The organism is Sphaerospermopsis kisseleviana CS-549 (assembly GCF_028329225.1).
GTDB classification, from domain to species: Bacteria; Cyanobacteriota; Cyanobacteriia; order Cyanobacteriales; family Nostocaceae; genus Sphaerospermopsis; species Sphaerospermopsis kisseleviana.
Map to the genome: position 1 here is coordinate 1 of NZ_JAQMTI010000282.1, position 10,358 is coordinate 10,358.

A 10,358-nucleotide genomic window follows, 5' to 3' on the forward strand; every position below is an offset into this window, starting at 1 on the left:
AAACCTGCGGGCTTATGACTTCGTTTCCCAAGAATTACGGGCAGCAGAAGACCCAGAATTTGAAACCTTCTATACCAAAAACATTTTGTTGAACGAGGGTATCCGCGCTTGGATGGCTCCTCAAGACCAACCCCACGAACAGTTCGTATTCCCAGAGGAGGTACTACCACGTGGTAACGCTCTCTAATAGATCAGTTATAGCCGGTGGCCGTGACCAAGAATCAAGCGGTTTTGCTTGGTGGTCTGGTAACGCTCGTTTAATCAACCTATCTGGTAAACTGCTGGGCGCTCACGTTGCTCACGCTGGTTTGATTGTATTCTGGGCTGGAGCAATGACATTATTTGAAGTTGCTCACTTTATCCCAGAAAAGCCCATGTATGAACAGGGCTTAATTCTTCTCCCTCACGTTGCCACATTAGGTTGGGGCGTTGGTGCTGGTGGTGAAGTTATCGACACTTTCCCCTACTTTGTTGTAGGTGTACTGCACCTAATTTCTTCCGCTGTTCTCGGTTTTGGCGGTATCTACCACGCTGTACGTGGTCCTGAAACCTTAGAAGAATATTCTTCTTTCTTTGGTTATGACTGGAAAGACAAGAACAAGATGACCAACATCATCGGCTTCCACCTGATCATCTTAGGATGCGGTGCGTTGCTGTTGGTACTGAAGGCTATGTTCTTCGGTGGTGTCTATGACACTTGGGCTCCCGGTGGTGGTGACGTGCGTGTAATCACTAACCCCACCCTCAACCCTGCTATCATCTTTGGTTATCTCATTAAAGCTCCCTTTGGTGGCGAAGGCTGGATTATCAGCGTTGATAACATGGAAGATGTTATCGGCGGTCACATCTGGATTGCTTTAATTTGTATTTCCGGTGGTATTTGGCACATCTTCACCAAGCCTTTTGCTTGGGCGCGTCGTGCTTTTATCTGGTCTGGTGAAGCTTACCTATCCTACAGCTTAGGTGCTTTGTCCATGATGGGCTTTATCGCTTCCGTCATGGTTTGGTATAACAACACCGTTTACCCCAGCGAATTCTTTGGTCCTACTGGTCCTGAAGCTTCTCAAGCACAAGCTTTAACCTTCTTGATTCGTGACCAACGCTTAGGTGCTAACGTTGGTTCTGCTCAAGGTCCTACTGGTCTTGGTAAATACTTGATGCGTTCTCCTACCGGTGAAATCATCTTCGGTGGTGAAACCATGCGTTTCTGGGATTTCCGTGGTCCTTGGTTAGAGCCTCTCCGTGGTCCTAACGGTCTTGACTTAGAAAAAATCAAGAATGATATTCAGCCTTGGCAAGCTCGTCGTGCTGCTGAATACATGACACACGCTCCTCTGGGTTCTTTGAACTCTGTAGGTGGTGTGGCTACTGAAATCAACTCCTTCAACTATGTATCTCCTCGTGCATGGTTGGCTACTTCTCACTTTGTCTTAGGTTTCTTCTTCCTTATCGGTCACTTGTGGCACGCAGGACGCGCTCGTGCTGCTGCTGGTGGTTTTGAGAGAGGTATTGACCGTGAGAACGAACCAGCTTACTACATGAAGGATCTTGACTAGGTTTTTCTAGTTTTCTTTCATCACTGACAATCAATTAATTTTCTTGCTCTTGCTGTCAAGCGAGAGCTTTTTTTCGTCTGTTTGAAAATTATACACATTAAAATTTACATTAAAATTTGTTACGTCTTTTATGCTGTGCTTGATATAGCTGTACACACGACGGTTAGGACATAAACTAAATCTCAAACTTAGACAATCAAAGGCTTTTAACACTATGAATACTCACCTGCTATAGTTTATGTCCTAATCTTGATGGTTATAGCTATAGTGTTATGTGTAAATTTTTTTTCATAAATAAACAATTATTTATACATTGCTGATAATATACACTATTACAAATAAATTCTGTGAGTAGTGAAATCATGAATAAGTTAGGGTTTGGCACATCTGTACTGACAGTAACAGCTAGTTTAGTGATGGGTACATCAATAAATCAGGTGGTGATGGCTGAAGAAGTGATTGCAGAATCAACAACTCAGCCAGCAGTTACAAATGAAGTGATTGCTACATCAATAACACCAGAAACAAGTGAGACTCGTCCTCAACCTGGTACTTTTTCTTACGATGCTGTAGATTTACTTGCCAAAAGACCATTAGATTTAAACAAGTTCTGCAAAGATTACCCTTTAAATTCTCGCTGCGCTAATCGTCCTGATCCATCAACACAACCGTCACAAGAAGCTAAACCTACTGAGGAAACTAGTAAAACTCCTGCAAAAACCAGCGGTTGGGCAATCACCCCTGAAATTAGTACACTAGGTGTTGGTGCAACAGTCACCAAATCTGTAACACCTAATATCAATGCTAAACTTGGAATTACTGGTTTAGGTATCAGCGCAGATATTGAAGAATCTGATATCAGTTATGATGCTAAACTTAACTTATTCAATGTTTCTACTTTAGTTGACTACCATCCTTGGCAAAAGTCCGGTTTTCGTTTGACTGGAGGTCTGGTGTTTCAAGACAATAATATCGAAGGAACTGGTAAAGCCACCAATGGTGGTACAACAATTAACATAAATGGAATAGACTATGTCATCGGTTCTGGTGACACAGTGAAAGCCAAGATTTCCCTACCTAATAGCGTAGCACCATATCTAGGTATTGGTTGGGGTAATGCTGTTAAACCTGGTAACCGCTGGGGTTTCTCCGCTAATTTGGGTGTGATGTTTGCTGGCTCACCAAAAGTAGAGTTAACAGCACCTGGTTATATTCCCGCAGGTGATGTAGAGGCAGAAAGGAAACAATTGGAAGACGATTTGGACTGGTTGAATATTTACCCTGTTCTTTCTCTAGGTCTATCTTACCAATTTTAGATGAAAATTTTCAGGTTTGATTCAGGGCTAACAGCTAGTTACTGTTTTACTAACTCCTGTTAACCCTTTCCCCCTGCTCTTCACCAAAAAGTATTGGGTTTTATGACTTTAATGTAAACAGTATTTTAAAATCCAAAAAACCTGAGAACATTAAAGATAAGACCCAAAGGACCTGCTACAGTACCTACTGTATCACCAGCCTTGGCAACACCAGAACGGTTGACTACCACAACATCATTATTACGAAGTATGGGATTGGTTTCCTCGTTAATGCCTTTGGAGAAATCTATTTTTACTACCCGTTTAGTAACAGTACCATTGGGATTGAGACGAATCAAATCTACAGCACCACTACTAGCCCTAGCATCATTAAAGCCACCAGCAGCCAGTAAAGCCTGATTTAAAGAGCTATTCGGCTGTAAATTTGTTAATCCAGGTTTTTTCACTTCTCCGACTACCCCTACTTGAATAGTTGCCGGTGATAAAGTAGTAGTAGCTAATTGTGTTGCTTCCGCTGGGTTAATCTCAGTGGCTGTGGGAACAACAATTGTATCTCCATCTTGCAACACCACATCTTGATTTAGATCCCCAGTTTGCAATAATTCCCAGAGATTGAGATTTAATGTTTGTTCTGAGCCAATTCTAGTAGGACGGCGGATTTTAATACTCCGCACATCCGCTTGTGATGTAATTCCTCCAGCTAGTTGAATTGCTCGCATGACAGTTGGTAAGCCTGTTCCTGGCGCTCCACCATCATTTCCACCACCACCTGGTGTTACTAAATAAGAACCGGGACGGTACACTTGACCTGTAATAGCTACTGTGCGGGGTGCAGTTTGACTAGCCGCATAATTGGCTGCAAATAAATTCCGAGCTTCAGCAACGTTGAAATCTGTGGCGGTGGGTACAACTATGGTGTCTCCATCCCGTAAGGTGATATCTTGGGGTATTCTGCCTGTTTGGGTGATTTCTTTGAGGTTGAGAGCAATAACCTGTTCACCAGAACGTCCAATTTTACGGCGTAATTGTACTTTAGTCACATCTGCTGCTAATGTTACCCCTTGGGCTGTGCTAAGTGCTGCTAATATTGTGGGATATTGTAAACCGGGATTATCGCCGCCGCTGCCCTGTAAACTGAGAGTGTAAGCGCCTGGTCGTGTTACCTCTCCAGCTACAAAAATGTTAATGGGACGAGGTGATAATAAATTAACTGAAATTAGCGGACGTTTGAGAAAGCGAGCATATCTTCTAGATATTTCGTCTGCTGCCTGTTCCGTTGTTAATCCGAGAACGGATATACTACCAATTAGAGGTAGGTTAATTGAACCACCAGGGGGTACTTGATATTCACCCGTATATTCAGGTACTTCAAATATGTTGACACGAATGCGATCGCCTCCACCTAATAAGTAGTCTGTAGATATGCTGGAGGTTTGTGATGCTGTTCTTTGTTGCGCTAGGCTGACGGATGGTAAAGCAAGATTGACACTCGTTAACAAAACTACAGATGTAGTTGAATGGGTTAAAAATTTCCACAAATGTATATTAAGCATATTTACTGGAGAATTTGAGACTACCATCTGTAAATTTCTAAACATTTTTAACGTTGACTATAGTTAATTATTCAAGTTCCCTATCATCCTTATTTTCCTAATTAACTATGGTTTTCAGGATATAATCTGAATCCTGTATTCTGAATTTTTAGTTAACTTAATTTAAATTAAAACTCGGACAGATCATCTAATTGTTAACGATTACAGCAAGTTTTTTCAAATTCGTCAATAGTGAAGAATCATATTTTATAGGGTTTAGGGAATAGAATAAATTTTATTACAAGTTATTACCAGTAATTAGCCCTACATGATTTAAGTTACTTTTCAGTTATAAAAGCAAGTGTTTACACAATGTAGGGATAAGCATTTAGGGACCTGAAGAAGTTCCTGAATCTCTTACAGACGTTCACATAGAACGTATTTACTGAATCCTGAATTATTACTGATTTTGTTTTTGGATCTGTTGGATAAAGAACTCTTCTAAAGATTGACGAGTTAAGTTCATATTCATAATTTTGCCACCCATTAATCGGAGACTGGCTAGAAAATCATAGTAATCTGCTTGTAAAATACCATGCCAAGTGCCATCAGGTTCAAATTGCAAATCAAGTATTCTTTTATTCAGAACTTCTGTATCGCCTCCTTGACCTTTAACATGATATGTATTCTCTGTACCTAAAAGTTCATTGAGAGAACCAGCACAAATTAATTCTCCTTTAGCCAGGATAGCAATGCGATCGCAAATTTGTTCTACTTCACTCAAAACATGACTGTTGAAAAATATTGTCTTTCCAGCTTTTTTGAGTGAGAGAATAATTTCTCGCATTTGGTAACGTCCCAAGGGATCAAGTCCAGACATAGGCTCATCTAAAAATACCAATTCTGGATCATTAATTAATGCCTGAGCCATACCAACTCGCTGAAGCATTCCTTTAGAATAACGTCGCATTAGCTTTTTACGAGCATCAGTTTGTGACAAACCGACTAATTTTAACAGTTCGGGAATGCGTTGACGTTGCACCTTTTGAGGTATTTGGAATAAACCAGCAGCTAATTCCAAAAATTCCCAGCCGGTGAGATAGTCGTATAAATAGGGATTTTCTGGTAAGTAACCAATACGCTGTTTCACCGAGCGATCGCCAAGTGGCTTACCTAATAATAATCCCCTGCCAGCAGAAGGGCGGATAATTCCCAATAAAAGTTTTAACAGAGTGGTTTTACCCGCACCATTAGGGCCCAATAATCCAAAGGTTTCCCCTGGGTAAACTTGTAAAGAACAACTTTTCAAAGATACGACTTTTTGATTCAGCCAAAAACCCGTGCGATAAACTTTTCGCAACTCAGAAGTCAGAACTACTGGAGGCTGATCTACAGGATTCAGTTGAGGAGCGGATGTGTCTGCAACAGAATTCATCGTGTTTCAATTACCAATTACCGACTGGGTGCGATTGATTACAAGTTAGAAATTAGCACGATAATAAACAAACTATATTGTTGTGTCAATTATCGCCTAGAGAATAGCTTTCTTACACTACCATCAGTAACTTATAGCACACCTTTTGAACTGGGAATAGTCTCAGCACGACGAGGATCAATTTCTACTGCCATCCGCATCGCTCTGGCAAAGGCTTTAAAAGTTGCTTCAATAATATGATGGGAATTAATACCATCAAGTTGGCGAATATGCAAGGTCATTTGACTATGATTCACCAACGCCACAAAAAATTCCCGCACCAGTTGGGTATCATAAGTTCCCACTCGTTGAGTAGGAATATTTAGACTATAACTGAGATGAGGTCTGCCAGAAAAGTCTAAAGCTACCTGAATCAAAGCTTCATCTAGGGGTGCAAGGAAATTACCAAAGCGGACAATGCCTTTTTTATTACCTAGTGCTTGATGTAAAGCTTGACCCAAAGTAATCCCCACATCTTCATTAGTGTGATGATCATCAATTTCCCAGTCACCTTTAGCTTGAATATCCAAATCAAATAAACCATGAGAGGCGATTTGATGGATCATGTGATCTAAAAAAGGAATGCCAGTATTAGCGTTACAGATGCCCGTACCATCAATGTTTATGGTTACTATTACATCCGTTTCCCCAGTAGTACGTTTAACTGTAGCAATGCGGTTAGTAGTCATTAGTCATTAGTCATTAGTTATTAGTTATTAGTCATTGGTCATTAGTTGTTTTTCCCAATCACCAATCACCAATCACCAGTCACCTATTACATTCCCATCATTTCATATCCTGCATCTACATACAGGATTTGCCCAGTGATGCCGCTGGATAAATCACTACATAAAAAAGCAGCGGTATTACCTACTTCTAATTGTGTAACGGTGCGACGCAGGGGTGCGATTGCCTCAACATGATGAATCATATCTAAAATGCCGCCTACTGCTGAAGATGCCAAAGTGCGGATAGGACCTGCGGAAATACCGTTAACACGAATGTTTTGGGGACCTAGTTCTGCTGCTAAGTAACGAACACTGGCTTCTAACCCAGCTTTGGCTACACCCATGATGTTATAGTTAGGGATAGCTCGCACAGCACCTAAATAGGAGAGAGTAACAATACTACCGCCTTCAGTCATCAAAGGTTTGGCAGCACCGCTTAACTGAATCAGTGAATAAGTGCTAACTTCCAAAGCTTTATTAAAACCGGAACGGGACGTTTTGCTAAAATCTCCGCTTAAATCTTCTTTGTTAGCAAAAGCGAGACAGTGAATGAGGATGTCTAATTTACCCCATTGATCACGGACAGTTTCAAAAGTGGCTTGAATTTGTTCCTCGTTTTCAACGTTACAGGGAAGGAATAAGCTAGGTTGGAGAGGTTCGACTAATTCTGAGACTTTTTTCTCGAATTTGCCTTTTTCATCTGGCAAATAGGTAATGCCCAGGTTAGCACCAGCTTGGTGTAGTTGTTGAGCAATACCCCAGGCAATGGAGCGATTATTGGCAATACCCGTGACTAAGGCGTTTTTACCGGACAGATTCAGCATAGAAATAGTCAATGTGATCAATCATTAGGAGTATAGATAACCATACTAGAATCTGACCCTATTTTTACTTAGTTAGGTAGGGGATTTTCAAAAATATCATTCGTTTGGGTATTGCAGTCCAGAAATTTATGATAAAGCAGATTGCAGATCAATGAGGTACAGGATCTAACGTGAAATATAGACAGAAAGAGAATTTTACTTCTGACTCAAGAGGGCAACCACAGGGTGTTGCCCCTACGAATGACTCCTGACTCCTGCTGTAATTGTTTAAGAACTTATAAAGATATTGCAAATTTTTCTGCAAAAAAACCTCTTTAGTTCAGTTTGAGAAACTACTGATCAACAATTCTTGGCTAAAAATAACAAAAATTGGGTATCATGATCAACAAATAAAGATAAAATGAGAGATTTGAGTATAGGAAAAAACAGAAAGGTTGACGGTGCTTTATTGAATTTTCAGGTGTATTCTTAGGTAATCAGTTTTTGTTTTTCCGGCATTGGGTAGGGGAAGGGAGATGATCGTGACACAAGATAAAGCCCTAGCAAATGTTTTTCGTCAGATGGCAACTGGAGCATTTCCGCCAGTTGTGGAGACGTTTGAACGCAACAAAACGATCTTTTTTCCCGGCGATCCCGCCGAACGAGTTTATTTTCTTCTCAAGGGTGCTGTGAAACTTTCCAGGGTATATGAAGCAGGAGAAGAAATAACGGTAGCACTGCTGCGGGAAAATAGTGTTTTTGGTGTGTTGTCATTGCTAACGGGTAATAAGTCAGATAGGTTCTATCATGCAGTTGCCTTTACGGCGGTAGAATTACTTTCTGCCCCAATTGAACAAGTAGAGCAAGCACTCAAGGAAAATCCAGAATTATCAATGTTAATGCTGCGGGGACTATCTTCGCGGATTCTGCAAACAGAGATGATGATTGAAACCCTTGCTCACCGAGATATGGGTTCTCGGTTGATCAGTTTTTTGTTAATTCTCTGTCGGGATTTTGGTGTACCCTGTGCAGATGGCATTACCATTGATTTGAAGCTATCCCATCAGGCGATCGCTGAAGCAATTGGTTCTACTCGCGTTACTGTCACCAGATTGCTTGGAGATTTACGCGAGAAAAAAATGATCTCCATCCACAAGAAAAAGATTACTGTGCATAAACCTGTCACATTAAGTAAGCAATTTACTTAAAATCTGTTGGGGGGAAAGTTGGTACAAGTTGTATTGAAGTTGTGTTTTGAAAAAAATACCCGCAATCGGAGGAAATTTAAAAATTGACTAAATTCTGCTTTTGCCAATCTTCTTTCCCCCACAGACAATGGTTGAAAGTAGTAGGCTGTATCTGGAAGCATTTCTGGCGGTAGTTGAAGATGGCCACCGGGTACATCCTGATAGCAGCAATTTTAATTCTGGGGGGCGTGATTGCCACTGTGGGCGATCGCATTGGCACTAAGGTGGGCAAGGCACGCCTCTCTTTATTTAATTTGCGTCCTAAAAATACAGCCGTATTAGTAACGATTTTTACGGGTGGTGTAATATCGGCATCGACTTTAGCAATTTTATTTGCTGCTGATGAAGGTTTGCGGAAAGGAGTGTTTGAGTTAGAGGATATTCAAAAAGACCTAAGAAACAAGCGAGAACAATTAAAAATTGCGGAAACCCAAAAAACTGAGGTAGAAAATCAGTTAATTCAAGCTAGGAAAGAACAAGCTCAAGCACAGCAAGATTTACAAAAAATTAATCAGTCTCTAAAAGCGGCAAATGCCAAACAACAGATCACCCAAGCTCAACTCAACCGCACTATTAGCCAACAAGCCAAAACTCAAGCGCAACTTCAAGGCACTCAAAGCCGACTGGGTGAAGTAGTGATTCAGTATAGACAAGCTATAAATGAACTAGACAACCTTTATCAACAGCGTCAAGCATTGCAGACAGCAGTGGAAGAGTTGAGGGCAGAACGTCAGCGACTGTATGCTGAAGCTAAAAAAGCCATTGATGAAGCTAAGACAGCTATCGAAAAACGGGATTTAGAACTTGCTAATCGGCAAGAAATGATTAAACAGCGAGATCAAAAAATCGCTAATTTAGATAAACTTATTCAAAATCGCAACTTAGAAATTAAAAAACGAGAACAAGTAATTGCTACTAGAGAAGCTCGGCTCAAAGAATTAGAAAATCAGCAACAATATTTAGAACAGGAAGTAGCAAGGCTAGAAAAATATTACCAGTCTTATCGTGACCTGCGTTTGGGTAAATTGGCCTTAGTTCGTGGTCAAGTTTTGGCTGCTGATGTAGTTCGTGTCGATAAACCTACTGCTGCTGGTGAAGTAGTAGTCCAAATTTTGCAAGAAGCTAACCGCAATGCCAACATCCAATTAAGTGAACCAGGAACAAATCCGGGAAATGCAGAATTATTGCGTGTTACCCAAGAGAGAGTTGAACAACTTATCAAACAAATTAAAGATGGTAGAGAATATGTAGTGCGAATTTTTTCGGCGGGTAATTATGTCAGAGGAGAAAAACAGATAGAATTTTTTGCTGATGCCATGCCAAATCAACTGGTATTCTCCGCAGGTGAGGTTCTAGCTACAACCTCTGCTGATATGAAAACTATGACATCATATCAATTAAGGCAACGTTTAGACTTGCTGATTTCTGCTTCTCAATTTCGCGCCCGCAATGCTGGTATTGTGGAAGCAGTACAGGTAGATGGAACTTTTTTGCGCTTTTTCTCCCAATTGCAACAATCTGAACAACCTTTAGAAATTAAATCTGTAGCTGCTGAGAATACCTATACAGCAGGACCATTGAGAATCAAACTTGTAGCACTTTTCAATGGACAAATTATTTTTAGCACATGATTGGGGACTGGTGACTGGTGACTGGTGACTGGTGACTGGTGACTGGGGACTGGTGACTGGTGACTGGGGAC

8 protein-coding genes and 1 pseudogene are annotated in these 10,358 nt (G+C 40.8%); 5 read left to right on the top strand and 4 right to left on the bottom strand.

Annotated features, from left to right (window positions below):
- The 3 genes and pseudogenes from PN497_RS22530 to PN497_RS22540 form a co-directional block, all read left to right on the top strand.
- Positions 1-187 (top strand): annotated as a pseudogene (locus PN497_RS22530) (photosystem II D2 protein (photosystem q(a) protein)); the annotation flags it as partial.
- The gene (psbC, locus tag PN497_RS22535) at positions 171-1,556 is read left to right on the top strand and encodes a photosystem II reaction center protein CP43 (RefSeq protein WP_096566293.1); all 1,386 of its coding nucleotides are present in this window, start codon (positions 171-173) and stop codon (positions 1,554-1,556) included. The pseudogene PN497_RS22530 and the gene psbC, both read left to right, overlap by 17 nt.
- Before the next feature lie 347 nt (positions 1,557-1,903).
- Positions 1,904-2,872 carry a hypothetical protein gene (locus tag PN497_RS22540; protein ID WP_272110883.1) on the top strand — a complete coding sequence of 323 codons (969 nt, stop codon included), beginning with the start codon at positions 1,904-1,906 and terminating at the stop codon, positions 2,870-2,872.
- 125 nt (positions 2,873-2,997) lie between these two features.
- Here PN497_RS22540 and PN497_RS22545 read toward each other — a convergent pair whose 3' ends face one another.
- The 4 genes from PN497_RS22545 to fabI all read right to left on the bottom strand — a co-directional run bounded on the left by PN497_RS22545 (position 2,998) and on the right by fabI (position 7,430).
- On the bottom strand, positions 2,998-4,425 hold the full coding sequence (locus PN497_RS22545) for a polysaccharide biosynthesis/export family protein (protein WP_096566297.1): 1,428 nt from the start codon (positions 4,423-4,425) through the stop codon (positions 2,998-3,000).
- Between the two features lie 439 nt (positions 4,426-4,864).
- Positions 4,865-5,839 (bottom strand): ABC transporter ATP-binding protein, encoded by a 975-nt coding sequence (locus PN497_RS22550; protein ID WP_096566299.1) that lies wholly within the window; start codon positions 5,837-5,839, stop codon positions 4,865-4,867.
- Positions 5,840-5,970: 131 nt separating this feature from the next.
- On the bottom strand, positions 5,971-6,567 hold the full coding sequence (hisB, locus tag PN497_RS22555; protein ID WP_096566301.1) for an imidazoleglycerol-phosphate dehydratase HisB: 597 nt from the start codon (positions 6,565-6,567) through the stop codon (positions 5,971-5,973).
- 86 nt (positions 6,568-6,653) lie between these two features.
- Complete coding sequence (gene fabI, locus PN497_RS22560) at positions 6,654-7,430, bottom strand: enoyl-ACP reductase FabI (RefSeq protein WP_096566303.1); 777 nt, start codon at positions 7,428-7,430, stop codon at positions 6,654-6,656.
- A 515-nt stretch (positions 7,431-7,945) separates the two neighbouring features.
- Here fabI and ntcA point away from each other — a divergent pair.
- Together ntcA and PN497_RS22570 are read left to right on the top strand one after the other, a co-directional pair.
- On the top strand, positions 7,946-8,617 hold the full coding sequence (gene ntcA / locus PN497_RS22565; protein ID WP_096566305.1) for a global nitrogen regulator NtcA: 672 nt from the start codon (positions 7,946-7,948) through the stop codon (positions 8,615-8,617).
- A gap of 179 nt (positions 8,618-8,796) precedes the next feature.
- On the top strand, positions 8,797-10,287 hold the full coding sequence (locus PN497_RS22570; RefSeq protein ID WP_096566307.1) for a DUF3084 domain-containing protein: 1,491 nt from the start codon (positions 8,797-8,799) through the stop codon (positions 10,285-10,287).
- Positions 10,288-10,358 lie beyond the last annotated feature (71 nt).

Excerpts from the sequence above, each read along its gene's own strand:
- fabI (WP_096566303.1), bottom strand. The coding sequence starts at position 7,430 with ATGCTGAATCTGTCCGGTAAAAACGCCTTAGTCACGGGTATTGCCAAT.
- ntcA (WP_096566305.1), top strand. The coding sequence starts at position 7,946 with ATGATCGTGACACAAGATAAAGCCCTAGCAAATGTTTTTCGTCAGATG.
- PN497_RS22550 (WP_096566299.1), bottom strand. The coding sequence starts at position 5,839 with ATGAATTCTGTTGCAGACACATCCGCTCCTCAACTGAATCCTGTAGAT.
- PN497_RS22570 (WP_096566307.1), top strand. The coding sequence starts at position 8,797 with ATGGCCACCGGGTACATCCTGATAGCAGCAATTTTAATTCTGGGGGGC.
- PN497_RS22545 (WP_096566297.1), bottom strand. The coding sequence starts at position 4,425 with ATGCTTAATATACATTTGTGGAAATTTTTAACCCATTCAACTACATCT.
- hisB (WP_096566301.1), bottom strand. The coding sequence starts at position 6,567 with ATGACTACTAACCGCATTGCTACAGTTAAACGTACTACTGGGGAAACG.